The organism is Nocardia sp. NPDC051911, from assembly GCF_040681035.1.
GTDB lineage: Bacteria > Actinomycetota > Actinomycetes > Mycobacteriales > Mycobacteriaceae > Nocardia > Nocardia sichangensis.
In genome coordinates, this window is the sequence record NZ_JBFAXY010000004.1 from 143,365 (window position 1) to 166,178 (window position 22,814).

A 22,814-nucleotide genomic window follows, 5' to 3' on the forward strand; every position below is an offset into this window, starting at 1 on the left:
GCCCTCGAGGAACGACCGCGCGAGCGTCCCGCGGGCGGGTGCTCCGATTCACTCGGGTGCGCCGAACGCCCACACCGCCGCAGGCCGGCCGGTCGCTTTGACCCGACGCCGTTCGGCGGTGCGCGCCAGTCCCGGGATGGCCGCCGGCGTCCGGTTCAGGTTCGCCGCATCGGGACGGGCTCCGGACAGCGCCGTGGCGGCCTCCACCGCCGGACTTCGGTCAGTCCGCGGCGTCTGCGGCTTCGAGCACTCCCCCGATCAGCATCGTTCCCGGCGCTTGCCTGCCACCGGGTCCGGAAAGCCACCGGACATTGTCCGCGGTGAGCGACCCACCGCACTCCCGGCACACCACCACGCCCGAGGTTGACCGCCCGCACTCGCGATGGACCACTACGGCGGGCGGGCCTTCCGTGCCCGCGAGCCATTTGTCACCCCAGGTGAGCAGCATCGCGAGGACCGGATACAGGTCACGGCCACGTTCGGTGAGCAGATACTCGTAGCGGGCCGGATTCGATTGGTACGCCCGCTTTTCCACGATGCCGTGCTCACGCAGCACCTCCAGACGAGCGGCGAGCACATTGGAAGCGATGCCGAGGTCGCGACGCAGATCCTCGAAGCGGGTCAGGCCGACGAACAGATCGCGCAGGATCAACGGCGTCCAGCGCTCGCCCATCGCGTCGACCGTGCGCGCGATCGAGCAAACGATGTCGGAGAAAGCGGCCTTGGGCATTTGCCCAGTCTAGTCCATTGCTTTTTGCAAGTGACTTGCCCTAGGTTCGGAATCAGCGACGAGCGAAGGGGTTGACCAGCATGTCCGACGCCATCACCGAGTTCCGATCCGCGACCGAAAGCGGCGACATGGATGCGCTGGCACGGGTACTCGCGCCCGATGCCGAATTGATCTCGCCGCTGTCCGGCCGACTGGTCTTCCGCGGCCGGGACGACCTGCGCGTGCTGCTCTCCGCCGCGTACGGCAGTCTCACCGGCTTGCGGTGGACCGAGGAGATCGGCGACGGCGCGCGGCGCGTCCTGCTGGCCGAAGCCGGGATCGGACCGTTCCGGCTGACCGAAGCGCTGGTGCTGCGGCTCGACGACCAAGGCCGCATCCGCACGTTGCAGCCACACCTACGTCCGTGGCTGACGCTCACCTACCTCGCGGTGCGCCTGGCGCTCGGCCTGTCCAAGCATCCCGGCCTCATGCGGCGTGCGGCCAAGGCCACATAGACTCCCACTCGTGGACCCGCTCGCCCGAATCCGCGCGATCTGGCTGGATCTGCCGGAAAGCACCGAACGGCCCAGCCACGGCTCCCCCACCTTCTTCGTGGCGGCGAAGAAGGCGTTCGTGTACTACCTCGAGGACCGGCACCGGGAGCCGGGTACGACGATCTGGTGCCCGGCTCCCCTAGGCGTGCAGTCCGAACTGGTCGCCGCCGAGCCCACCCGGTTCTTCGTGCCGCCCTACGTCGGGCACCGCGGCTGGATCGGCGTCCGGCTGGACGTGGAACCCGACTGGGACGAAGTCGCCGAGATCGTCCGGGACGGTTACCGACACGTCGCCCCGAAGCGGCTCTCGGCGCTGCTGACCTGACGGCGGCTCAGGTCACCAGCGTCTCCGTCAATCCCGCCGCGGTGAGTTCCAGACGCCGGGTCACCCCGATGTCGTCGAGGAAGCGCGGATCGTGGCTGACCACGATCAGCGCGCCCTCGAAGCCGGCCAGCGCCTGGGTGAGGTGCTCCAGGCTGGGCAGGTCGAGGTTGTTGGTCGGCTCGTCCAGTAGCAGCAGGCGCGGCGCGGGGTCGGCCAGCAGCAGCATCGCCAGCGCCGCGCGCAACCGTTCACCGCCGGACAGCGCCGCCGCCGCGACGTCGGCGTCCGCGCCGCGGAACAGGAAGCGGGCCAGCTGCGCCCGGATCCGCTCCGCGGAGGCGTGCGGCGCGGTGGAGGCGACATTCTCGAATACCGTCTTCCGCTCGTCGAAGACGTCCAAGCGCTGCGGCAGCATCCGCCACGGCACCTTCGGCCCCTCCTCGACGATGCGCCGCAGCAGCGTCGTCTTGCCGACGCCGTTGCGGCCGGTCAACGCGATCCGCTCCGGACCGGACACCCGCAACGCCACCGTCGGCCCGCACGCCAGCTCGACTCCGTCCAGCTCGATGACGTCCTGACCGGGATACAGCCGCGTGTCGGGCAACTCCACCCGGATCTCCCGATCGTCGCGCAACAACTCCTTGGCCTGCTCGAGCTGTTCCTTGGCGGAGTCCAACTTTTCGATGTGGTTGTTGCGCAACTTGCCCGCGGACACCTGCGCCTGCCGTTTGCGTTCGCCCATCACGATTTTCGGCTCCCGCTTCTGGTCCCACATCTTCTGCCCGTACCGCTGCCTGCGGTCCAGTTTGATGCGCGCCTCGACGAGTTCGCGTGCCTGCTTGCGGACATCGCTGCGCGCGTCCCGGATCGCGGCGCGGGCGGCCTCCTGCTCGGCGGCGACGATCCGCTCGTATTCGCTGAAATTGCCGCCGAACAACCGGAGTTCGCCGTGGCGCAGCTCCGCGATGGTCGCCATCCGATCCAGGAGCGCACGGTCGTGGCTGACCGTGAGCACCGTGCCGGAGAATTGGCCGATCACCTCGTAGAGCCGCGCGCGAGCCACCCGATCCAGGTTGTTCGTCGGTTCGTCCAGCAACAGCACGTCGGGCTCGGCGAGCAGCTCGGCGACCAGTCCGAGCAGCACCGTCTCGCCGCCGGACAGGGTGTCGAGCGTGCGATCGAGATGCTCCACCGAGTCGGCGACATAGTGCAGGCCGAGCCGTGCCAGCAGCGCCAACGCCCGCTCCTCGACATCCCACTGGTTGCCGACCGAGTCGAAGTCGGCCTCGCTGCCGACTCCGGATTCGATGCGGTGCAAGGCTTTTCGCACCTCCGCGATGCCCAGCACCGCGTCGACGCGCTGCCCCAAGCCCAGACCGAGGTCCTGGCGCAGATACCCGAGATGCCCGGCGACCGTGACGGACCCGCGAACGGGCTTCAACTCCCCCGCGATCAACCGCAGCAAAGTGGATTTACCCGCACCGTTCCCGCCGACCAGGCCGATGTGACCGGGGCCGAGCACGGCGTCGAGGCCCTCGAAAACGGGGGTGCCGTCCGGCCAGCCGAAAGTGAGATCGGAAAAAGACAGATTGGTCATGCCAGCTCCCAGAGGTTGCGACGAGACACGGCGCGCGAATGCGGGCCGCACGATGGCTACCTCAAATGAGCAACGGCAGAACTCCGATCAACGGAAATAAGACCTCTACAGATTAATCACAACTTCGGCAGATGCGCCAGTGCGATTCGGATCACGCTTCGTCAGGACGACGCGCCGATGGCGGCGGCGACGGCCGCGGGCAACGGATAGGGGCGCTCCTCGGGAAGGGCCCGAGTCGCCGCCTCCAGCTTCCCGTCCGCTAGCAACTGCCGCAGCTGCCGCGCTTCCCCGGTGACATCGCGAATCCCGGTGATCCAGCGGTCGAGGAAATGCACCACGGCGATACCGCCCAAGCCCACTTGGAGGGAGCGGTACGCCAGCGGACGATGCGCGAGGTCACGTTCCGGATCCCACTGGACGCGTACCGGACTCGCCCGCAACCGCTCGGCCCACACCTCACGATCCGGGTGGAGCTTCCGGTCGTAATGGCTGAGGCAGGCATGCGCCAGCGCCCATTCGAACCCGGCACGGGTGATCGTCACCGCCAAGACCCGCTCCTGGCCGGGCTTGCTCGCCCACCCGCAGCGATACATCATCCACAGGAACGAGGGCTTGATCCAGGTCATCCGCTCCCGGCGAAACGGCTCGACGAAAGTCCCAGCGGCAACGGCGGGTTCGGCGATCTCCGGGGAGTAGGCCTGATAGACGACGATCGTCCGCTCGTCGTAGACCGCCCGGATCCGGCGCGGCGGCTCCTCAGGTCGCATGCCGCGATCCTGACAGTCGCCGCGGTGGCGAGCAACAGAATTAGGCTGCGAGCGGCTCCCCGCGGGCGGCCCCCGCGCACGGCCGGTGTCGGCTCAGAGCTGAACGATCGAGGTCAGCGGGTAGTCGCCCTGCCGGGCGCGCCCGCCAAGGAAGCCGAGTTCCAGCACCACCGCGGCGGCGGCCACTTCGGCGCCCGCCTGCTTGAAGAGCTCGGCCGCGGCGGCGAGCGTGCCGCCGGTGGCGAGGACGTCGTCCAGCAACAGAACGCGACGGCCGGTCAGGTCGAGGCCGTCCGCGGGAATCTCCAGCGCGGCGGTGCCGTATTCGAGGCTGTACTCCCGGCTGATCACCGGCGGCGGCAGTTTGCCCGCTTTGCGGACGGCGAGCACGCCGGTGCCGAGGGACGCGGCGACACCCGCACCGAGCAGGAAGCCACGGGCGTCGACGCCGGCAACCAGATCGGCGTCGGGTGCGCACGCGGCCAGGCAATCGACCACGGCGCGGAAGCCCTCGGCGTCGGCGAACACCGGGGTGAGATCCGCGAAACGCACACCGGGCGTGGGGAAGTCGTCGTGCCAACGGGTCAAACGGTCGACCACCTCGGCGGCTCTGGTGGTCCGTTCGGCGGCTACATTCTCGGACTCGATCGCCGCGTGCTTGCTCATCGACACCTCTCCATGATCACATCACCCACACCGTCTATCACCGCTCGAGCACCCACCGGTCCATGTTCCAGCCGGTTCCGGCCTGGTTGGGGGCGGCGATCCCGTTGCGCAACCCCTTACCGAAGGCGATCGTGCGCGGGGTGGCGAACAACGGAATGCTCGGCAGCTCCGCCCACAGCAGGTTCTCGGCCTCGGTGAGCAGATTCAGCTGTGCGGCCGAACTGTCGTCGGCCCCGAGCTGATCGGTGATCGCATCGTAACGGCCGTTGCCGTACCGTCCGAAATTGAGACCGTTACCGGTGCGCAACGCGCTGGTCGCGGCCACTCCCCCGATCGAGCCCGCCGGACCGGGGGCCGACGCGGTGCTGCCGAGGACGGCGTCGACCTTGCCCTCGGTGAGCCGGGCGGGAGTGAAATCGGGGGCTCCGGCGTCCACCACGGTGATGCCCGCCGGTTTGCAGGCCTCGGCGATCATGGTGACCGTCTGCGCGCGCCGATCGTCCGGACCCGCGTAGCCGATCCGGACGGTGGGATTCGGGGCGCCGGAGGCGGCGACGGCCCTGGTCGCGTTCGCCACATCACCGCCGGAATAGTTGTTCGACGCGCCGATGACCGCCGGGTAGAGCAGGGAATCCTGTTGCACCACATGCGCGTTCAGCGGTCCGGAGCCGAGCCCGGTCTTGGGTGCGTCCGGCACCTTCCCGAGCTTGTCGAACAGCGTCTGGCGCGGCAGGCACAGCGCGAACGCCCGGCGCGCCTCGACCGAGGCGAACACCCCGCCGGTGGACAGCGTCAACTGCTCGGCGCCGCGGCCGGGCAGGGTCTGCACCGAGAATCCGTTCAGATTCAGGTCCTTCACCGAGTGCGCACCGACGTCGAGCACGCCGACGGCGTTGTCGCCGACCTTCTTCTTCAAGTCGAAGGTCTTCGGCCACACCACGATCCGCCCGGTCGCCGGTTTGTTTCCCCACCAGCGCTCGTTGGCCACCAGCACCAAACCGTCTTCGCTGCCGAAGGATTCGATGCGGTAGGGCCCCGACGAGGGGAACCGCGACAGGTCGAGCCGTCCGTCGGCCGGAATGGTCCATCCGGTGTTCCAGAACTCCGCGATCCTGCCGAGGGCGTTCGGATCGCCGGTCTGCAACGCCGACACCACGTTGGGCACGTTCGCCACTCGGGCCGCGACGTGCGCGGGCATCAGCTCACCAGCCGCGAACAGGTTTCGCCACGGCAGGTACCGCCTGCCGGGCCGGAACACCACCGTGGCATCCCGCGAGCCGGGCTGGCAGTCGACCCGCTCGATGGCGTCGTAGCCGCTGGTGCTCGCGGCGTCGAACAGCGGAACGGGGCCCCGATCACCGGGTTTGGTGTACCGCCCGCTGCGGGCGGCCCAAGCAAGGACCAAGTCGTCGCAGGAGGTCGGCACACCGTCGGAGTACACGCCGTCGGGATTGAGGCGGTACTGGATGGTCTGCGACTCGCCCGGCACCTCCTTGGCGGTCCCGAAGTCGGTGTCGGCGACCTGCTGGCCGTCCGGACCGGTGTAGAAGAAGCCGGTCAGTACCCGGGAGAACACCGCGGAGGACCCGGAACTCGCCCCGAGCGAGCTGGCGCCGTTATAGGTGGCGATGGTGGCATCGGTCGCGTAGCCGATGGAGGGCACCTGATTCTTGCTGGAGCAGCCGACCATCAGCCCGGCGGCCAGCGTCCCCGCAGCGAGCGCTCCGATCAGTCGTACCGCACTGCGTGGCTGTCGCATGAAACCCCTTGCCTGGTGTCAGTTCCGCCTCTTGTGCCGTTTGCCGCTCGGGCGCGCGCCGGGTCGCGGCGCCTGCCCGGCCGCGCGCTGCTTGCGCGGCGCCTCTTCGTAGTCCCGCCCGGCTGCCACGCTCGCCCGGCGCTCCGCCGCGACGCCCGCACGGGCGCTCGCCGCGCCGGCCCGCTTGGCCAGAACCTTCTTCGTGTGCGCCGCCACGGGCCCCCAGCGTTCCTTGATCGAGACCAGCAGCGGAGTAGCGAAGAAGATCGAGGAGTACGTGCCGACCAGCAGACCCACCAGCTGTACCAGCGCCAAATCCTTCAGGGTGCCGACGCCCAGCATCCACACCGCGATCACCATCAGCCCGACGATCGGCAGAATGCCGATCAAGGCGGTGTTGATCGAGCGCATGAGCGTCTGGTTCACCGCGAGGTTGGCCTGTTCGCCGTAGGTGCGCCGAGTCAGGTGCAGGATACCGTGGGTGTTCTCCTCCACCTTGTCGAACACGACGACGGAGTCGTAGAGCGAGAAGCCGAGAATGGTCAGGATGCCGATCACGGTCGCCGGGGTGACCTCGAACCCGACCAGTGAGTACACGCCCGCGGTGACCGTGACGTCGAAGGCCAGCGCCGCCAGCGCCGCGATGGCCATGTGCGCCTCGTAGCGGATCGCGATATAGCCCGCGACGAGCACGAGGAACACCGCGAGCGCGATGATCGCCTTGCGTGTGATCTGGCTGCCCCAGGTCTCGCTGACGTCGGAGGTGCTGATCGCGGCCCGGCTCGGGTTGCCGGACTTGTCCTTCGGCTGGAACTCGGCGAACAGCGCGCTGTTGAGCGCCTCGACCTGCTTCTGGTTCAGCGCCTCGGACCGGATCAGCATGGTGGCCGATCCGCCCGCGCCGACAGTCTGCACCGAGACCGGGTCAGTGCCGATCGCGCCGCGGTAGACATCCTCCACCGCGCTGGTGGTCGCGTTCCCCGCCGGGAACTGGATGCGCGAACCGCCCTCGAAGTCTATGCCGAAGTTGAAGCCGCGGAAGATGATGCTGCCCAGCGAGACGAGCACGATCGCGGCGGTGATGATGTACCACATCCGGCGTTTGCCGATCACGTCGATCGCGCCGGTGCCGGTGTAGAGGCGGTTGAAGAAGCCGTGCTTGGGGGTCTGCGCGTCTCCGACCGCCGCGAACACGTCGGTGATCTCGGTGGCGCTCGTCTTGTCGAGCGACGGGGTGGTGTGGCTGTTGGTCATCGTCCTCACGCCTTCCCGAGTGCGGCCTCGGCCGCCTTCCGCTCGCGGGCGACCTGCTGGATCGCGCCGAGGCCGTTCACCGACGGCTTGGACCAGAACGCCGTCCGCGAAGCGAGCAGCACCAGCGGCGAGGTGACCAGGAACACCACGACCACGTCGAGGATCGTGGTGAGACCGAGGGTGAACGCGAAGCCCTTGACCTGTCCGACGGCCAGGATGTAGAGCACCGCCGCGGCGATGAAGCTGACCGCGTTGCCGGACAGGATGGTCCGGCGGGCACGCTGCCAGCCGCGCGGAGCGGCGGAACGGAAGCTGCGGCCCTCGCGCATCTCGTCCTTGATGCGCTCGAAGAACACCACGAACGAGTCGGCGGTCATACCGATACCGATGATCAGACCGGCGATGCCCGCGAGGTCGAGCGTGAACCCGATCCAGCGCCCGAGCAGCACCATGATGCCGTACACCGCGAATCCCGACGCCACCAGCGACAGACCGGTGACGAATCCGAGCATCCGGTAGTACAGGAGGCAGTACAGCAGCACCACCAGCAGGCCGACCGCGCCGGCGAGCAGGCCCGCTTTCAGCGAGGACAGGCCGAGCGTGGCGGACACCGTCTCGGCTTCCGAGGTCTGGAACGACAGCGGCAGCGAGCCGTACTTCAGCGTGTTCGCCAGTTCCTTCGCCGACGTCGCGGTGAAGTTGCCGGAGATCTGGGTGCGGCCACCCTGCTGCGGGCCCTGCTGCACGACTGGTGCGCTGACCACCTTCGAGTCGAGCACAAACGCGACCCGCTTGTAGACGTACTCACCGGTGAGCGACGCCCACGCGTCACTGCCGCCGGACTTGAAGTCCAGGTAGACCTCGTGCCTGGCCTGCTGCTGGTTCAGGCCCGAGGTGGCGTCCTTGATCTCCTGGCCGTCGATGCGGCTCTTGTCCAGCAGGAAGACCTCGGTGCCGTCGGTCGAGCAGGTCACCAGCGGAAGGGCCGGGTCGTCGTTGCCCGCGAGCGGATCGGCCTTTCCACAGTCCATGGTGGCCAGCGCGGCCTGCTGCACCGACTGGTCGGTGCTCTGGCGCAGGGCCTTGGCCGCCTGGATCTCCTTGGTCGACTCTTCGGTGGGCTCCAGACCGGGATTCGTGGGTGGCTGCGTCGGCTGCTGAGCGGGGAACACGCGCTGCTGCGGGGCGGGCGCGGGCTCGGTGGTCTCCGGCGCGGCGGGCTGCGTGGTCTCCGGCTGCGCGGCGGGCGCGGGCTGGGTGCCCGGCGCGGTCTGCGGGGTCGCGCCGCGTCCCGCCGCGGGCACGGCCTGCAGCACGGGACGGATGTAGAGCTTGGCCGTGGTCGCCAGCGCGCGCGCCTGCTGCCCGTCGTCGCCGGGCACGGTGATCACGATGTTGTCGCCGTCGATGACGACCTCGGATCCGCCGACACCGAGGCCGTTGACCCGGTTCTCGATGATGTCCTGCGCCTTCTTCAGGCTGTCCTGGCTCGGCTTGCTGCCGTCCGGCGTGCGCGCGGACAGGGTCACGCGGGTGCCGCCCTGCAGGTCGATACCGAGCTTGGGTGTCGGGGACTTGTCACCGGTGAAGAACACCAGCGCATAGATCACGGCCAGCAGCGCGGCGTAGACACCGAGCAGCCGCAGCGGGTGCGCCGATCCCTGGGAAGGTGGCACAGTACGTCATCTCCTAGGCGGGAAGTCGAGGATGGAACATGCGGACGTGCACCAGCGCCGCCGGGTGCGCGGACGGACGGCCGCGGCGACATCCGGCGAGCCGGGGCACAACCGGAACGATCAGTCCTTGGTCAGGCGGGTCTCGGTCTGCTCGGCGGATTCCTCGACGGCCTCGGTGGTGTCCGAGCCGGTGGTCTCCGAGCCGGTCTCCTCGGTGCTCACCTGGTCGTCGGTGCGCACCTCACGGATGGCCTGGCGCAGCCACGTGGTGACCACGTCCTCGGCGATCTCGAGGTCGACCGTGGTGTCGTCGAGTTCGACCACGGTGCCGTACAGACCCGACGTGGTGACGACCTGATCGCCGATCTTCAGGCTGTCCTGCATCTGGGTGACCTTCTCGGCTTCCCGCTTCTGACGGCGGACACCGAGGAACATCGGCACGAGCAGGGCTACCAGTAGCAGCGGAAACAGCAGTTCCATCGTCGAAGTCAGTCCCTAGTGTCGTGGGTGGGATGGGCAAGTACCCACACAGTCTGCCAGTTCGCTGCGCGGGTGCCACACCCGCACGCCCGCTGGGCAGCTACAACGGCCCAGATCGCACACCGGCTCGCCCGCCGGGACACGCTCCGGCGGGCGAGCCGAGGTAACGGTGTCAGGCGGTCTTGCCGTAGACGTAGTCCTCCAGCGGGAAGGCGACCGCTTCGCGATGGGCGTTCAGTGTGCTGGTGGGCCGCAGCAGGGCGGCCTCACCGTGCTGGTTGAAGTAGTAGCTGCGCGCGGTGGCGCAGTCGCCGCCGTAGAAGACCGAGGAGCCCAGCTTGTCGGTCACCCGGTCCAGGAACGCGGCGTTGGCCTGCTCGCTGACCTCGAAGGTGGTCTCGCCCCGGCGGCGCAACTCGCCGAACAATCTGCCCATGTGCTTCATCTGGGCTTCGATGGTGGTGAAGTAGGACAGGCCGCTGTAGGAGTACGGGCTGTTGAGGCTGAGGAAGTTGGGGAACTTCGGCACCGTGATGCCCTCGTAGGCTTGGAAACGGTTGTCCCGCCAGAACTTTCCGAGGTTCACCCCGTCCCGGCCGATGATCTCGATGGCCGGGAAGTTCACGTCCCACAGATTGAAGCCGGTGGCCAGGATCAGGGTGTCGATCTCGGTCTTGTGCCCGTCGGCGGTCACGATGCCGTCCGGCTCGATGTGGTCGATCGAATTCGTCTCCAGGCGCACGTGCGGCTGGTTGAACGTGGTGAAGTAGTGGTTGGAGAAGGTCGGCCGCTTGCACCCGAAATCGTAGTGCGGTGTCAGCTGCCTGCGCGTCGCTTTGTCGCGCACGGACGCCCGCAGGTGCGCCCTGGCCAGCGCTCCCGCCCCCTTGTTCAGCAGCTTGGCCTGCTTGAAGTGCAGCACCCCGACCACCATCAGCGCCTCCAGCAGGCTCGTGTTGACCAGGCGCGCGGCCTTCTGCGTGGCGGGAACCCGTTCGAACAGCTTGCGCACCGGCGCGGGAATCGCGGTGTCGACCTTCGGCACCACCCAGATCGGGGTGCGCTGGAACACCGTGAGCGCCCGCGCCTTCTTGGCCACCTCGGGCACCAGCTGCACGGCGGTGGCGCCGGTGCCGATGATCGCGGCCGTGCGGCCGGTGAGGTCGAAGTCGTCCTCCCACGCGGTGGTGTGGATGATCTTGCCCGCGAACGAGTCGATGCCGGGGAACGGCGGGGTATAGGGCTGGGACAGGAATCCCGTCGCCGTCAGCAGGTATCGGCCGGTGACGGTTTCCCCGCCCGCGATCGAGACCACCCAGTGTTGCCGCTCTTCGTCCCAGCGCGCGCCGTCGACGACGGTGCCGAAGCGCATGCGGCGGCGCAGGCCGTACTTGTCGGCGACGTGCGCGGCATACTTCTTCAGCTCCTCGCCCGGCGCGAACAGCCGCGACCAGTGCGGATTCGGTTCGAACGAGTAGGAGTAGGTGACCGAGGCGATGTCGACCGCGAGACCCGGATAGTGGTTGACGTGCCAGGTGCCGCCCAGGTCGTCCTCGCGTTCGAGGATGACGTAATTGCTCAGGCCGAGCCGATCGAGCTGAATACCGGCCCCCATACCGCCGAACCCCGCACCGACCACGACCGCGTCGTATTGAGGCGCCACACCGAACCTCCTGCTAGCTGAACCACATATCACGGAATGACACATCATTCCGTTTGTGATGACTGTATCATCGGGAAGGTGACGAAGCCATCCACGCGTGCCGAGCGACGGAAAGCCGAACTGCGCCAAGAGATCATCGACACCGCCTTCGTCTGTTTCGCGGAGAAGGGCTATCACGCCACCGGCATCGCCGACATCGCGGGACAGCTCGGCATCGGTCACGGCACCTTCTACCGCTACTTCAGTAACAAGCGCGAGATCATCGACCACGTCATCGATGACCTCGCCGCGCGCATCATCGCCGCCCTCGGCACCGAGAACGCCCCGGACGCCGCCGCCACCCTCGACGAATACCGCGCCCAGATCGACCGGATCGGGGTGGCCCTCACCGAAATCCTGCTGACCGATCGCCGGGTCGCCCAGCTGTTGCTGTTCCACGCCACCGGCATCGATGACGAACTCACCCAGCGGCTGTACGGATTGCTCGACACCGCCGACGCGCTGACCGCGGGCTATCTCGACCACGGTGTCGAGCAGGGCTACCTGCGCGCCGACCTGGACACGTCGAACACCGCGCGCGCGGTGACCGGCATGCTGATCGGGGGCATCGTCTACTCACTGCGCGAACCCGACGAGGCCGCGATCGCGGGGCTGAACCAGGCGATCCGCCGCCTGCTCGTGGACGGCGTGCGCAAGGACTGAGCACCTCGGCAATCCCCCTGACACCGCCACCGGCGCTAGGGTGAGGCGCACTGATCCGACGCTTTCGCCAGGGGGACGGCCCTTGTTCGCAAAAGGCCAGGGAATCGCGAAGTTTCCCTTCCGATCGGCCGGACGCGCCGAGCCTGACAGAATGTCGCCCGTGACTCCGGAGGACGTGCGCCGCACCCGTTTCGCGACCCCGACGCTCGGGCATCGCGGCTATCACGCGGACGAGGTGGATGCCTTCCTCGAACTCGTCGCCGCGACGCTGGCCGGGCACGGCGTTCTCGCCGCCGACGATCTGCGGCATGTCGGTTTCGGCGCGCCCCGGCTCGGCCAGCGCGGCTACCGCGCCGACCAGGTCGACGAGTACCTCGACCAACTGCGCGCGGAACTGGAGTTCCGGCAGCGCGGCGTCCGTCCGGTGCCCGCCGCGAACGGGAACGGCCACGCCATGCTCACCTTCGACGATGTGCAGCGCATGCGATTCAGCCAGGCCCCGGTGGGCAGGCGCGGATACAACGAGGAAGAGGTCGGCGCGTTCCTCGATCTGGTCGCCGCGACCCTCGCGCACGGCGGACCGGGCAGCCTCACCCTCACCGACGTCGAGGCCGTCCGCTTCACCGAGGCCCGCCTCGGCACTCGCGGCTACCAGCGCGACGAGGTCGACGCTTTCCGCGACTTGGTCGCCGCCGCCCTGCGCCATCGCCGCTGACCCGCAACCGCGGCGGCGATCACCCGAGCGCGCGGCTCATTCGAACAGGTCGAGCGTGGGGTGCGGCTCGCGACCGCGCACTTCGATGGAACCGAACACCAGGTCGGGCGGCGGAACGAGACCGAGGTGCTCCCACGCGGCGGCGGTGGCGACCCGGCCGCGGGGTGTGCGCGCGACCATGCCCGCGCGAACCAGGAACGGTTCGCAGACCTCTTCCACGGTCGCGGCCTCCTCCCCGACCGCCACAGCCAAGGTGGACACCCCCACCGGGCCACCGCCGAAACTGCGCACGAGCGCGCCGAGCACCGCGCGGTCGAGCCGGTCGAGACCGAGCACGTCCACGTCGTAGACCTCCAGCGCGGCCTGGGCGATGGGGCGGGTGATCCGGCCGTCGGCACGCACCTCCGCGTAGTCGCGCACACGGCGCAGCAAGCGATTGGCGATACGGGGCGTGCCGCGTGAGCGGCCCGCGATCTCGGCCGCCGCCTCCTCCTCGATGACGACACCGAGGATGTGTGCCGACCGTTGCAAGATGCGCAGCAATTCGCCGGGTTCGTAGAAGTCCATGTGCCCGGTGAAACCGAAACGGTCGCGCAGCGGACCGGTCAGCGCTCCGGATCTGGTGGTGGCCCCGACCAGGGTGAACGGTGCGATATCCAGGGGAATGGAGGTCGCCCCCGGCCCCTTGCCGACGACGACGTCCACCCGGAAGTCCTCCATCGCCAGGTAGAGCATCTCCTCGGCGGGGCGCGCCATCCGGTGGATCTCGTCGATGAACAGTACGTCGCCCTCGACCAGGTTGCTGAGCATGGCGGCGAGGTCTCCGGCCCGCTCCAGCGCGGGACCCGACGTGATCCGCAGCGCGGTGCCGAGCTCGGCCGCGATGATCATCGCCATGCTGGTCTTGCCCAGACCCGGCGGCCCGGACAGCAGGACGTGATCCGGTGTGCCGCCGCGCTGTTTCGCGCCGCGCAACACCAGCGCGAGCTGTTCGCGGACACGGGGTTGCCCGATGAAGTCGTCCAGCGACTTCGGGCGCAGACTCGCCTCGATCTCGCCGTCGGACTTCAGATAGTTTGCGCTGACCTGCGATTCGGTGGGTTCCTCAGGATGATCCATGACGCCTTACCGGTTCTTGCCGAGCAGGCCGAGCGCTGCCCGGAGGGCGGCGGAGGTGTCGGCGGCGGGCTGTTCCGCCAGCACCGCGTCGATCGCCTGTTCGGCCTGTCTGACGGCGAAACCGAGGCCGACGAGCGCTTCGGTGACCTGGTCACGCACGGGGGTGACCACCGCGGCGGGCGCGGATCCGGGCGGGCCGGCAGGCACGGGAACGAGATTCACCTTGTCGCGCAGTTCCACCACCATGCGCTCGGCGCCGCGCTTGCCGATGCCGGGGACCCGGGTCAGTGCCGCCACGTTGCTCTCGGCCAGCGCTTTGCGCAGCGCTTCGGGTTCGAGTACGGCCAGCACCGCCATGGCCAGGCGAGGCCCGACGCCCGAAACGGTCTGCAACAGGCCGAACAGGTCGCGGGCCTCGGTGTCGGCGAAACCGTAGAGGGTCATCGAGTCCTCGCGGACGATCATCGCGGTGTAGAGCCGGGTTTCCTCGCCTCGGGTGAGCCCGGCCAGGGTGGACGGAGTGGCATTGAGCCGGTAGCCGACGCCTGCCGCCTCGATCACCGCGTGGTCGAGGGCGATTTCCAGCACTTCACCGCGTACCGACGCGATCACCCGTGCACCGCCTTCCGTTGTTCGGCCAGCCGCTCCCGGTATCGGCGCTGCGCCGCGGCCGCCTTGGCCTCCGCCGCCGCCATCCGCTCCAGCAGCGGCGCTCGCCAACAATGGCAGATCGCCAGCGCCAGCGCATCCGCCGCGTCCGCCGGTTTCGGCGCGGACGGCAGCCCGAGGATACGGGTGACCATGGCGGTCACCTGCCTCTTGTCCGCGGTGCCGTTGCCGGTCACCGCGGCCTTCACCTCGCTGGGTGTGTGGAACGCGACCGGGATTCCCCGGCGCGCGGCGGCCAGCGCGATCACGCCGCCCGCCTGTGCGGTGCCCATGGCGGTACGGACATTGTGCTGAGCGAAGACGCGTTCGATGGCGACGGCCCCCGGCTCGTGGATGTCCATCCAGCGTTCGGCTGCGTCCGCGACCGCGAGCAGGCGCTGCGCCAGATCCATATCGCCGGGAGTGCGGACCACGTCGACGTCCACGGCGGTGACCTTCCGCCCCGATCCGCCCTCCACGATGCTGAGGCCGCAGCGAGTGAGTCCGGGGTCGACGCCCATCACCCGCACGACAACCCCTCTCGCAGACACGAACAACTGTTCGAGAGTCTAGCGGAGGCTTCGCCTTTCGCCGTCCAGCGACACAGCCCCGGGCTATTCGCCGACAACCGCCGCTTCCCGCGCGGCGCCCGGCAACCCCAGCAACTCCGGACGGCTCGCGCGTGCCGCCCACTGCCGCGCGGGATCGGCCACGAGGCGCCGCGCCGCCAGATCGAGCAAGCCACTGACATTGGTCACCGTCGCGGCCACCACGCCGTCGGCGCGGGTCAGGACGTGCTCGACACGATAGGTCTTGCCGTCTCCCCACTGCCAGGCGCACGAGACGTCCACGGTGTCGCCACCGCGGAGTTCGCGCTGGAAGCGGAGCACGGTCTCCAAGTTGACCGGCCCGAGCCCGGAGGCGATCAGCTCGTCCACCGACACGCCCGCCGCCTGAACACAGGCGAAACGGGCGTGATCGGCGAATTGGTGGTAGGCCGCGCCGGTGACGTGCAACTGGGGATCCAGGTCGGAGACCCGGATTTCGATGCGAGTACTGAACGACACGCGCCGACTATGTCAGCGGTGACCGACAAGTTCGGCCCACCGGTGCTGCGGACCTGCCGTACCCGTGACGACACGGCGGCTGCCGGCGCAGGAGGTCTCAAGTCCCGCAGACCTGCCGCGCGAACGCACCGTGAGCCCGTTCGTCGAAGAGAACGAATCGCGCCTCCGATACCGCCGTCTCGGTCGTACGAACCGTGTCGACAGCGATTCGCGCCCCGCCGTCCATCGGCCAGCCGAAGATCCCGGTCGAGATCGCCGGGAAGGCGACCGTGCGCGCCCCCAATTCGTCCGCCACACGCAGGGATTCGCGATAACAGGAGGCCAGCAGAGCGGAGCGGTCCTCGACGTCCGACCACACCGGCCCGACGGTGTGGATGACCCACCGCGCGGGAAGCCGACCCGCCGTGGTGGCCACCGCCGCTCCGGTGGCAAGTCCCGCGCCGTAGTGGGACGCCCGCAATCGGCGGCATTCCGCCAGGATTTCCGGGCCGCCGCGCCGGTGGATCGCTCCGTCCACTCCCCCGCCGCCGAGCAGCGACGAATTCGCCGCGTTGACCACCGCGTCGACCTCCTGTTCGGTGATGTCGCCGCGCACCAGCACCAGTTCGACCATGCTCGCATTCTCCTCGCGCACCCCGGACGGCACGACAACATTTCGGGCCGGTCGCACAGGAGCACCTGAGCCGATTCACAGCGTCTCTCGAGCAACCGCCTGCACAATGCTGGACGTGCCGATACTCGCCGCGCCCACGTCTCCGGCGCCACCGCAGGTTCCCCCGGCGAGTCCGGCCTCGAACCAGCAGCACACCTTCCACCACGGGATCTCACTGCTGCACGGCTGGCTGCCGGTGACCGTCGCGCTCCTCGCCGCGGTGGTCGTGCTGCTCGCCGTCGCTCGGCGCGGCAGACGGTGGTGGCTGATCCAGCTGCCGGTTTGCGTGGCGCTCGGCGTCGCGGGAGCGCTGGGCGCCGCGGGGTACGTGGCCGACGAGGGATTGGCCTCCGATCCGGCACCCATCCGATTGTGGGCGTGGGTCGGCGCGACCGCCGTCGCCATCGCCGTCGCGGTCGTCGGCTGGCCGGGCGCACGCTGGTGGCGGCGCGGGATCGCGGTCCTCGCCATCCCGCTGACCCTGGTGAGCACCGGAATCGTGCTGAACCAGTGGGTCGGCTACTACCCCACCGTGCAGGCCGCCTGGGGCGCGGTCACCGCGGGTCCGCTCCCGCACGAAACCGACCTCTCGGCGTTGCCCGGCCTGCGGAACACCGCCGTTACCGACGGCAAACTGGTGCCGGTGCGCATTCCCGACGCGGGCAGCGGATTCCCGCACCGCACCGAATACGTCTACCTGCCACCCGCGTGGTTCGCCGGGCCGACCCCGCCCGCTCTGCCGGTGGTGATGATGATCGGCGGCGAGTTCAACACGCCGGCGGACTGGATCCGCAGTGGCCAGATCATGCCGGCCCTGGACAGCTTCACCAAGGCCAACGGCGGCCGCGCGCCGATCCTCGTCTTCGTCGACTCCAGCGGCAGGTTCAACAACGACACCGAATGCGTCGACGGCCCTCGCGGCGACGCCGCCGACCATCTGACCGAGGACGTGCCCGCCTATGTCGAATCGCGGTTCGGCGCCTCGGCCGATCCCGCGAATTGGGCGGTGGTCGGCTGGTCCATGGGCGGCACCTGCGCGGTGGACCTCGCGGTCATGCACCCCGATCTGGTCCACACCTTCGTCGACATCGCCGGTGACCTCGGGCCGTCGTCCGGCACCAAGGAGCAGACCATCGCCCGGCTCTTCGGCGGTGACTCCGCCGCATGGGCCGCGTTCGACCCGCTGACCGTCATGGCCGCGCACGGTCGCTACAGCGGCGTCGCCGGCCTGTTCGACGACCTCGTCCCCGCACAACGCTCCGGCGGGGGGACGAGGCGCGCGCCCGTTCCAGACGACGACCGCGCGGGCCTCGGCGGCCGCGACGGGATACCCGATTCCGGTGAGGTCGGAGCCGCCGACAAACTCTGCGCCGCGGGACGCGCGGTCGGCATCGATTGCACCGTCTACACCACCCAGGGCGGCCACACCTGGCAGTTCGCTTCGGCAGCGTTCACCTCGTCGCTGCCGTGGATCGCAGGCCGCGTGGGTCTGCCCGTCACGGCCGCCGACTGAACCGGTCGGCGCACCGGCGTTCAGCTCGCCGCGGCGCCTGCTCGTGCACGGAACGTACGCCGATAAGCCTGCGGTGACACGCCGATCGCGTCGGCCAGATGTTGACGCAACGAAGTCCCGGTGGCGAAGCCGACCTCGCCCGCGATGCGATCGACGGTCAGGTCGGTGGTTTCCAGCAGATGCCTGGCGCGGAAGACCCGCTGCTGGATCAGCCACCGTCCCGGGCTCATGCCGACCTCGTCACGGAAGCGCCGGGCGAAGGTTCGTTTACTCATCCGGGCGCGGGCTGCCAGTTCATCGACGGTCAGCGGATGGCGCAGGTTCTCCAGGGCCCATTGCCGGACCGCGGCGGTCCCAGCCGACGTCTCGGGCGGCACGGGTTGCTCGATGTATTGCGCTTGGCCGCCGTCGCGCCACGGGGGAACGACGCAACGGCGCGCGACCGCGTTCGCGACGGCGCTGCCGTGATCGCGCCGCACCAGATGCAGGCAGACGTCCAGTCCTGCCGCGGCGCCCGCCGACGTGAGGACGTCCCCGTCATCGACATAGAGCACGTCCGGGTCGAGGCGGACCCGCGGGAAGGTGCGCCGGAACAGACCGGCCTGATTCCAGTGCGTCGTGGCCGGTCGATCATCGAGCAGCCCTGCGGCCGCGGCGATGAAGGCGCCGGTGCAGATCGCGACGATCCTGGCCCCCGCCGGAATCAGCGCGAACGCGTCGAGCACCGGCTGCGGCAGCGTGCCGGTGAGAGCCGTCGTGATGTCGCAGGCGGGCAGCACCACGGTGTCTGCGTTCCGCAAGGCGCGGCTGTCGTGGGCCACCGCGATGTCGAAATCGGCGGCGCTGCGCACCGGACGACCGTCGACCGAGCAGGTGATCACCTCGTATCTACCTGCCGCACTGCCGAACACCCGATTCGGGATACCGAGTTCGAAGGGGTAGACCCCCGCCAGCGCCAACACCACCACTCGATGAGGCGCCGTCGAATCCATGGCATGATCATATCGAAGAATGGCAATCGTGCCATTTTCTTTGCCGTCGGATACCGGCAGGCTGACAGCCGTGACCGAAATAGACAGCACCGCGACCATGCGCGCGATCAGCCAGCAGACCCTCGGCGGACCCGAGGTGCTCACCGAAGTGAAACTGCCGCAGCCGGTGGCCGGCCCCGGCCAGATCCTGGTCCGGGTCCGCGCGGCCGGGCTCAACCCGACCGACTGGCGCCACCGCGCCACCGCGGGACTGTTCCTTCCCGAGCCGCCGTTCGTCCTCGGCTGGGACGTCTCCGGCCAGGTCGCGGCCACCGGCATCGGCGTCACCCTGTTCCGCCCCGGCGACGAGGTGTTCGGCATGCTCCCTTACCCGTACGGCCACGGTTCCTGCGCCGAATACGTCGTCGGCCCCGCCCGCGCCTTCGCCCCCAAACCGGCCGCGCTCGACCACACACAGGCGGCGGCGATCCCGCTCGCCGCGCTCACCGCCTGGCAGGCGCTGGTCGACACCGCCGGGCTCAGCCCCGGGCAACGCGTACTGATCCATGCGGCAGCGGGCGGCGTCGGCCACTTCGCGGTTCAGATCGCCAAAGCGCGCGGGGCGTACGTCATCGGCACCGCCAGCGCGCCGAACCACGCGTTCCTGCGCGATATCGGCGCCGACGAGGTGATCGACTATCGCGACACCGACGTCGCCGAGGCGGTCCGCGACGTCGACGTGGTGCTGGACTCGATCGACGACGACAACAGCATCCGGTCCCTGCGCACCCTGCGTCCAGGCGGACTGCTGGTGACGTTGCGGGCCTTCGGCGCGGTCGACTTGGCAGTCGAGGCGGAGGCGCTGGGCGTGCGCGCGATCCGGATGCTGGTGGAGCACGATCACGCGGGCATGCTCGCTCTCGCCGGACTCGTCGAATCCGGCGCGTTGCGCCCGGCGGTCGCCCGGTCGTTCCCGCTGTCCGCGGCAGCCGAGGCGCACGCGCTCGGCGAGACCGGGCGAACCGTCGGCAAATTGGTACTCACCGTGCCATGAAATATGCCACGATCAGGACCTTCGCGCTTCTACCATCCCAGGATGAGCAAAGGCGCAAAAGCAGTCCTCGAAGGCGGGCCGCACGATCTGCCCTCGCGCATCGTCCCGATTACCCCACCCGGCGTGGAATTGAAGGTGCCGTTCCGCGGCGGATACGAGCACTTCAAGGTCAGTCAGCGGGAGCAGGACACGCCTGAAGGGCGGCTGCGCGTGTACGAGTGGTGCGACCGCACCGAGATCGCGGAGTGAGTCCGGCCCCACCTCCCCGGCGGCCGCAGCGCCGACCGGAAGGTGGGGGCGCGGCCGCCGAGCGGTGCGCTGGGAACCAGGAATGAACCCACTCGGGGCGGCCCGTACACAGACCGGCCGCCCCGATTTCGCGCTCAGCATCCCGCCGTGCGGGACTACGGCGCGCGGTCGATCGACTAGTCCTCGAGCTCGGCGAGCACGTCGTCCGGGATGTCGACGTTGGTGTAGACGTTCTGCACGTCGTCGCTGTCCTCGAGGGCATCCACGAGTTTGATCACCTTGCGGGCGCCGTCGACGTCCACCGCGACCGACACCGACGGCTGGAAGCCGGATTCGGCGGAGTCGTAGTCGATACCGGCGCCCTGCAGCGCGGAGCGGACCGCGATCAGATCGCCCGGCTCGCTGACGATCTCGAACGACTCGCCGAGATCGTTGACCTCCTCGGCGCCCGCGTCGAGCACGGCCAGCAACACGTCGTCCTCGGACAGCCCGTTCTTCTCCAGGGTGACGATGCCCTTGCGATGGAACAGGTAGGCCACCGAGCCAGGGTCGGCCATGTTGCCGCCGTTGCGCGTCATCGCGACCCGCACCTCGCCCGCGGCCCGGTTGCGATTGTCGGTGAGGCACTCGATCAGCACAGCGACGCCGTTGGGACCGTAGCCCTCGTACATGATCGTCTGCCAGTCGGCGCCGCCGGCTTCCTCGCCGCCGCCGCGCTTGCGGGCGCGCTCGATGTTGTCGTTGGGGACCGACGACTTCTTCGCCTTCTGGATGGCGTCGTACAGCGTCGGGTTGCCTTCCGGGTCACCGCCACCGGTCCGGGCCGCCACCTCGATGTTCTTGATCAACTTCGCGAACAGCTTGCCGCGCTTCGCGTCGATCGCAGCCTTCTTGTGCTTGGTGGTGGCCCATTTGGAGTGGCCGCTCATTCCCTACTTCCTTCAGGTCGGTGGCACGTCTGGTGGTGTGTACGGTACCGGCACCGCCGGGCGGACAACTTCTCCAGCCTACTCGGGCCTCCACTACGGCCGTACAGAGCGGCCCCGACTACGCGGCGGCCGAACGGACGATCTCCACGAACATGCGGTGCACCCGCAGATCGCCGGTGACCTCGGGATGGAACGACGTCGCCAGGACGTTGCCCTGCCGCACCGCGACGATCCGGCCCGCGGCGGGGCCATCCGGCACCGTGGCCAGCACCTCGACGCCCGCACCCGCCCGCTCGACCCACGGTGCGCGGATGAACACCGCTCGCACCGGACCGTCGGTCAGGCCGGAGAACGGCAGGTCGGTTTCGAACGAGTCGACCTGACGGCCGAACGCGTTGCGCCGCACCGTCATATCGATGCCGGACAGATGCTGGGCGTCCGGGCGGGTGTCGAGCACCTCCGAGGCGAGCAGGATCATGCCCGCACAGGAACCGAACGCGGGCATACCGTCGCGCAGCCGCGCGCGCAGCGGCTCCAGCAGGTCGAAGGCCTGCAGCAGCTTGCTGATCGCGGTCGACTCGCCACCGGGCAGCACGAGCGCGTCCACGGCCGCGAGCTCCGCCTCGCGCCGGACCAGCACCGGCTCGGCGCCGCAGTGCGCGAGCGCGGCGACGTGCTCCCGGACGTCGCCTTGCAGCGCGAGCACGCCGATCATGGGACGGGACCGCGCCTGTCCGGTGTCGGCGGCGGGTGCGGTGACCGAGGAAGCGTTCACGCCGGAAAGCTTACGAGCCGTACCGATGTGGGCCCGCTCACGGTCGGCCGCATCCGCGTCGCGATGGCCCGCCGGGTCAGTCCTCCCGCAGCCTGCGGATGAGGCCTTCCTGCACCACGGCCGCGACCAGCGTGCCTTCTCGGGTGAAGATCTTGCCGCCGGTCAGCCCCCGGCCGAAAGCCGCTGACGGCGAGGACTGGTCGTAGAGCAGCCATTCGTCGGCGCGGAACGGGCGCAGGAACCACATCGCGTGGTCGAGCGAGGCATTCTGGGTCGGCTCGTCGGGATGGATGACCTTCGAGGAACCCAGCAGCGTCATATCGCTCATGTAGGCGAGGGTGCACACGTGCACCAGCGGATCGTCGGGCAGCAGGTGCCGGTAGCGGAACCACACCTGCTGCTGGGAGACCACACCATCGCGGCGGGACACGTTCTCGTGCGGGACCATGCGTATGTCCCAGTGTTCCCACTCCCGCATCGCCCATAGCCGTTCTGGCGTCATCGTGGTGCTGGCGTCGGGCAGATCCTCCGGCATCGGGACATCGGGCATGACATCTTGATGCTCGGGCCCCTCGTCGCCGACGTGGAACGAGGCCGACATGGTGAATATCGCGGCGCCGTCCTGGATGCCGGTCACCCGGCGGGTGCAGAACGACCGCCCGTCCCGGATGCGCTCGACCTGGTAGACCGTCGGCTCCTGCGGATTACCCGGACGGAGGAAATAGCCGTGCAGGGAGTGCACCTGAAATCGCGGTTCCACCGTCCGGACCGCGGACACGAGCGCCTGGCCGGCAACCTGGCCGCCGAACGTGCGCGCGAGCTGGGTCTTGGTGGACGCGCCACGGAAGATGTCCCGCTCCAGCCGCTCTATTTCCAGCGCCTCTTCGATTGTCGCCATGCGCAGAGATTATCCCGGCCGCTCACGGCGTCGCCGTTCGGCCGCCGGTGAACGCCTGGCTACGCCCACGCC

25 protein-coding genes and 1 pseudogene are annotated in these 22,814 nt (G+C 69.1%); 7 read left to right on the forward strand and 19 right to left on the reverse strand.

Features of this window, described 5'->3' with window-relative positions; translation table 11 throughout:
• Window positions 1–48: 48 nt before the first annotated feature.
• Window positions 49–195, reverse strand: a pseudogene (locus AB0L97_RS06715) (NUDIX hydrolase); the annotation flags it as partial.
• Window positions 196–220: 25 nt separating this feature from the next.
• Window positions 221–730 (reverse strand): helix-turn-helix domain-containing protein, encoded by a 510-nt coding sequence (locus AB0L97_RS06720; RefSeq protein ID WP_364425901.1) that lies wholly within the window; start codon window positions 728–730, stop codon window positions 221–223.
• Window positions 731–810: 80 nt separating this feature from the next.
• Between AB0L97_RS06720 and AB0L97_RS06725 the strand changes: the two genes are divergently transcribed.
• Complete coding sequence (locus AB0L97_RS06725) at window positions 811–1,224, forward strand: nuclear transport factor 2 family protein (RefSeq protein ID WP_356961648.1); 414 nt, start codon at window positions 811–813, stop codon at window positions 1,222–1,224.
• 10 nt (window positions 1,225–1,234) lie between these two features.
• Window positions 1,235–1,588, forward strand: coding sequence for an MmcQ/YjbR family DNA-binding protein (locus AB0L97_RS06730; protein WP_364425904.1), 354 nt, complete (start codon window positions 1,235–1,237; stop codon window positions 1,586–1,588).
• Between the two features lie 7 nt (window positions 1,589–1,595).
• On the opposite strand, the gene AB0L97_RS06735 is transcribed toward AB0L97_RS06730, so the two are convergent.
• The 8 genes from AB0L97_RS06735 to AB0L97_RS06770 form a co-directional block, all read right to left on the reverse strand.
• A complete protein-coding gene (locus AB0L97_RS06735) occupies window positions 1,596–3,185 on the reverse strand; it encodes an ATP-binding cassette domain-containing protein (protein ID WP_364425906.1) in 1,590 nt (529 codons plus the stop codon).
• A gap of 161 nt (window positions 3,186–3,346) precedes the next feature.
• Window positions 3,347–3,952 (reverse strand): DUF4291 domain-containing protein, encoded by a 606-nt coding sequence (locus tag AB0L97_RS06740; RefSeq protein ID WP_364425908.1) that lies wholly within the window; start codon window positions 3,950–3,952, stop codon window positions 3,347–3,349.
• A 93-nt stretch (window positions 3,953–4,045) separates the two neighbouring features.
• Window positions 4,046–4,618 carry an adenine phosphoribosyltransferase gene (locus AB0L97_RS06745; RefSeq protein ID WP_355070486.1) on the reverse strand — a complete coding sequence of 191 codons (573 nt, stop codon included), beginning with the start codon at window positions 4,616–4,618 and terminating at the stop codon, window positions 4,046–4,048.
• A 37-nt stretch (window positions 4,619–4,655) separates the two neighbouring features.
• A complete protein-coding gene (locus AB0L97_RS06750) occupies window positions 4,656–6,377 on the reverse strand; it encodes an ABC transporter substrate-binding protein (protein ID WP_364425911.1) in 1,722 nt (573 codons plus the stop codon).
• Between the two features lie 18 nt (window positions 6,378–6,395).
• Window positions 6,396–7,631: a protein translocase subunit SecF gene (secF, locus tag AB0L97_RS06755; RefSeq protein WP_355070482.1), complete on the reverse strand. Its 1,236-nt coding sequence runs from the start codon at window positions 7,629–7,631 to the stop codon at window positions 6,396–6,398.
• A 5-nt stretch (window positions 7,632–7,636) separates the two neighbouring features.
• The gene (gene secD, locus AB0L97_RS06760) at window positions 7,637–9,307 is read right to left on the reverse strand and encodes a protein translocase subunit SecD (RefSeq protein ID WP_364425914.1); all 1,671 of its coding nucleotides are present in this window, start codon (window positions 9,305–9,307) and stop codon (window positions 7,637–7,639) included.
• 120 nt (window positions 9,308–9,427) lie between these two features.
• Entirely contained in the window at window positions 9,428–9,787 is a 360-nt protein-coding gene (gene yajC / locus AB0L97_RS06765; protein WP_355070478.1) for a preprotein translocase subunit YajC, read from the reverse strand.
• A gap of 172 nt (window positions 9,788–9,959) precedes the next feature.
• Window positions 9,960–11,450 carry an NAD(P)/FAD-dependent oxidoreductase gene (locus AB0L97_RS06770; RefSeq protein ID WP_364425916.1) on the reverse strand — a complete coding sequence of 497 codons (1,491 nt, stop codon included), beginning with the start codon at window positions 11,448–11,450 and terminating at the stop codon, window positions 9,960–9,962.
• A 36-nt stretch (window positions 11,451–11,486) separates the two neighbouring features.
• Between AB0L97_RS06770 and AB0L97_RS06775 the strand changes: the two genes are divergently transcribed.
• Together AB0L97_RS06775 and AB0L97_RS06780 are read left to right on the forward strand one after the other, a co-directional pair.
• A complete protein-coding gene (locus tag AB0L97_RS06775; RefSeq protein ID WP_355070474.1) occupies window positions 11,487–12,152 on the forward strand; it encodes a TetR/AcrR family transcriptional regulator in 666 nt (221 codons plus the stop codon).
• Window positions 12,153–12,303: 151 nt separating this feature from the next.
• The gene (locus AB0L97_RS06780) at window positions 12,304–12,867 is read left to right on the forward strand and encodes a DivIVA domain-containing protein (protein WP_355070472.1); all 564 of its coding nucleotides are present in this window, start codon (window positions 12,304–12,306) and stop codon (window positions 12,865–12,867) included.
• Between the two features lie 36 nt (window positions 12,868–12,903).
• On the opposite strand, the gene ruvB is transcribed toward AB0L97_RS06780, so the two are convergent.
• The 5 genes from ruvB to AB0L97_RS06805 all read right to left on the reverse strand — a co-directional run bounded on the left by ruvB (window position 12,904) and on the right by AB0L97_RS06805 (window position 16,314).
• On the reverse strand, window positions 12,904–13,986 hold the full coding sequence (gene ruvB / locus AB0L97_RS06785; RefSeq protein ID WP_364425919.1) for a Holliday junction branch migration DNA helicase RuvB: 1,083 nt from the start codon (window positions 13,984–13,986) through the stop codon (window positions 12,904–12,906).
• Window positions 13,987–13,992: 6 nt separating this feature from the next.
• On the reverse strand, window positions 13,993–14,598 hold the full coding sequence (ruvA, locus tag AB0L97_RS06790; protein ID WP_364425921.1) for a Holliday junction branch migration protein RuvA: 606 nt from the start codon (window positions 14,596–14,598) through the stop codon (window positions 13,993–13,995).
• Window positions 14,595–15,164 carry a crossover junction endodeoxyribonuclease RuvC gene (ruvC, locus tag AB0L97_RS06795; protein ID WP_355071042.1) on the reverse strand — a complete coding sequence of 190 codons (570 nt, stop codon included), beginning with the start codon at window positions 15,162–15,164 and terminating at the stop codon, window positions 14,595–14,597. The genes ruvA and ruvC overlap by 4 nt, the downstream gene beginning before the upstream one ends.
• A gap of 84 nt (window positions 15,165–15,248) precedes the next feature.
• Window positions 15,249–15,701, reverse strand: a complete 453-nt coding sequence (locus AB0L97_RS06800) for an acyl-CoA thioesterase (RefSeq protein WP_364425924.1) — start codon at window positions 15,699–15,701, stop codon at window positions 15,249–15,251.
• 97 nt (window positions 15,702–15,798) lie between these two features.
• Complete coding sequence (locus tag AB0L97_RS06805) at window positions 15,799–16,314, reverse strand: O-acetyl-ADP-ribose deacetylase (protein ID WP_364425926.1); 516 nt, start codon at window positions 16,312–16,314, stop codon at window positions 15,799–15,801.
• 121 nt (window positions 16,315–16,435) lie between these two features.
• On the opposite strand from AB0L97_RS06805, the gene AB0L97_RS06810 reads away from it, so the two are divergent.
• Complete coding sequence (locus AB0L97_RS06810; protein WP_364426082.1) at window positions 16,436–17,866, forward strand: alpha/beta hydrolase-fold protein; 1,431 nt, start codon at window positions 16,436–16,438, stop codon at window positions 17,864–17,866.
• 20 nt (window positions 17,867–17,886) lie between these two features.
• Here AB0L97_RS06810 and AB0L97_RS06815 read toward each other — a convergent pair whose 3' ends face one another.
• Window positions 17,887–18,858, reverse strand: coding sequence for a helix-turn-helix domain-containing protein (locus AB0L97_RS06815; protein ID WP_355070462.1), 972 nt, complete (start codon window positions 18,856–18,858; stop codon window positions 17,887–17,889).
• A gap of 97 nt (window positions 18,859–18,955) precedes the next feature.
• Here AB0L97_RS06815 and AB0L97_RS06820 point away from each other — a divergent pair, with 97 nt between their 5' ends.
• Both AB0L97_RS06820 and AB0L97_RS06825 read left to right on the forward strand, forming a co-directional pair.
• A complete protein-coding gene (locus AB0L97_RS06820) occupies window positions 18,956–19,891 on the forward strand; it encodes an NADP-dependent oxidoreductase (RefSeq protein WP_364426085.1) in 936 nt (311 codons plus the stop codon).
• 42 nt (window positions 19,892–19,933) lie between these two features.
• Window positions 19,934–20,140: a DUF5988 family protein gene (locus tag AB0L97_RS06825; protein WP_355070461.1), complete on the forward strand. Its 207-nt coding sequence runs from the start codon at window positions 19,934–19,936 to the stop codon at window positions 20,138–20,140.
• Between the two features lie 176 nt (window positions 20,141–20,316).
• Here the strand turns inward: AB0L97_RS06825 and AB0L97_RS06830 are convergent, their stop codons facing one another.
• The 3 genes from AB0L97_RS06830 to AB0L97_RS06840 all read right to left on the reverse strand — a co-directional run bounded on the left by AB0L97_RS06830 (window position 20,317) and on the right by AB0L97_RS06840 (window position 22,742).
• On the reverse strand, window positions 20,317–21,069 hold the full coding sequence (locus AB0L97_RS06830; RefSeq protein ID WP_355070459.1) for a YebC/PmpR family DNA-binding transcriptional regulator: 753 nt from the start codon (window positions 21,067–21,069) through the stop codon (window positions 20,317–20,319).
• Window positions 21,070–21,187: 118 nt separating this feature from the next.
• Window positions 21,188–21,784 (reverse strand): pyridoxal 5'-phosphate synthase glutaminase subunit PdxT, encoded by a 597-nt coding sequence (gene pdxT, locus AB0L97_RS06835; protein ID WP_356962455.1) that lies wholly within the window; start codon window positions 21,782–21,784, stop codon window positions 21,188–21,190.
• Window positions 21,785–21,920: 136 nt separating this feature from the next.
• Window positions 21,921–22,742, reverse strand: a complete 822-nt coding sequence (locus AB0L97_RS06840) for an acyl-CoA thioesterase II (RefSeq protein ID WP_355070457.1) — start codon at window positions 22,740–22,742, stop codon at window positions 21,921–21,923.
• Window positions 22,743–22,814 lie beyond the last annotated feature (72 nt).

What these genes read in the sequence shown, in the direction of transcription:
- AB0L97_RS06720 (WP_364425901.1), bottom strand. Translation starts at nt 730, where the DNA reads ATGCCCAAGGCCGCTTTCTCCGACATCGTTTGCTCGATCGCGCGCACG.
- AB0L97_RS06725 (WP_356961648.1), top strand. Translation starts at nt 811, where the DNA reads ATGTCCGACGCCATCACCGAGTTCCGATCCGCGACCGAAAGCGGCGAC.
- AB0L97_RS06735 (WP_364425906.1), bottom strand. Translation starts at nt 3,185, where the DNA reads ATGACCAATCTGTCTTTTTCCGATCTCACTTTCGGCTGGCCGGACGGC.
- AB0L97_RS06740 (WP_364425908.1), bottom strand. Translation starts at nt 3,952, where the DNA reads ATGCGACCTGAGGAGCCGCCGCGCCGGATCCGGGCGGTCTACGACGAG.
- AB0L97_RS06745 (WP_355070486.1), bottom strand. Translation starts at nt 4,618, where the DNA reads ATGAGCAAGCACGCGGCGATCGAGTCCGAGAATGTAGCCGCCGAACGG.
- AB0L97_RS06750 (WP_364425911.1), bottom strand. Translation starts at nt 6,377, where the DNA reads ATGCGACAGCCACGCAGTGCGGTACGACTGATCGGAGCGCTCGCTGCG.
- secF (WP_355070482.1), bottom strand. Translation starts at nt 7,631, where the DNA reads ATGACCAACAGCCACACCACCCCGTCGCTCGACAAGACGAGCGCCACC.
- yajC (WP_355070478.1), bottom strand. Translation starts at nt 9,787, where the DNA reads ATGGAACTGCTGTTTCCGCTGCTACTGGTAGCCCTGCTCGTGCCGATG.
- AB0L97_RS06775 (WP_355070474.1), top strand. Translation starts at nt 11,487, where the DNA reads ATGACACATCATTCCGTTTGTGATGACTGTATCATCGGGAAGGTGACG.
- AB0L97_RS06780 (WP_355070472.1), top strand. Translation starts at nt 12,304, where the DNA reads ATGTCGCCCGTGACTCCGGAGGACGTGCGCCGCACCCGTTTCGCGACC.
- ruvB (WP_364425919.1), bottom strand. Translation starts at nt 13,986, where the DNA reads ATGGATCATCCTGAGGAACCCACCGAATCGCAGGTCAGCGCAAACTAT.
- AB0L97_RS06805 (WP_364425926.1), bottom strand. Translation starts at nt 16,314, where the DNA reads ATGGTCGAACTGGTGCTGGTGCGCGGCGACATCACCGAACAGGAGGTC.
- AB0L97_RS06815 (WP_355070462.1), bottom strand. Translation starts at nt 18,858, where the DNA reads ATGGATTCGACGGCGCCTCATCGAGTGGTGGTGTTGGCGCTGGCGGGG.
- AB0L97_RS06820 (WP_364426085.1), top strand. Translation starts at nt 18,956, where the DNA reads ATGCGCGCGATCAGCCAGCAGACCCTCGGCGGACCCGAGGTGCTCACC.
- AB0L97_RS06825 (WP_355070461.1), top strand. Translation starts at nt 19,934, where the DNA reads ATGAGCAAAGGCGCAAAAGCAGTCCTCGAAGGCGGGCCGCACGATCTG.
- AB0L97_RS06830 (WP_355070459.1), bottom strand. Translation starts at nt 21,069, where the DNA reads ATGAGCGGCCACTCCAAATGGGCCACCACCAAGCACAAGAAGGCTGCG.
- pdxT (WP_356962455.1), bottom strand. Translation starts at nt 21,784, where the DNA reads ATGATCGGCGTGCTCGCGCTGCAAGGCGACGTCCGGGAGCACGTCGCC.
- AB0L97_RS06840 (WP_355070457.1), bottom strand. Translation starts at nt 22,742, where the DNA reads ATGGCGACAATCGAAGAGGCGCTGGAAATAGAGCGGCTGGAGCGGGAC.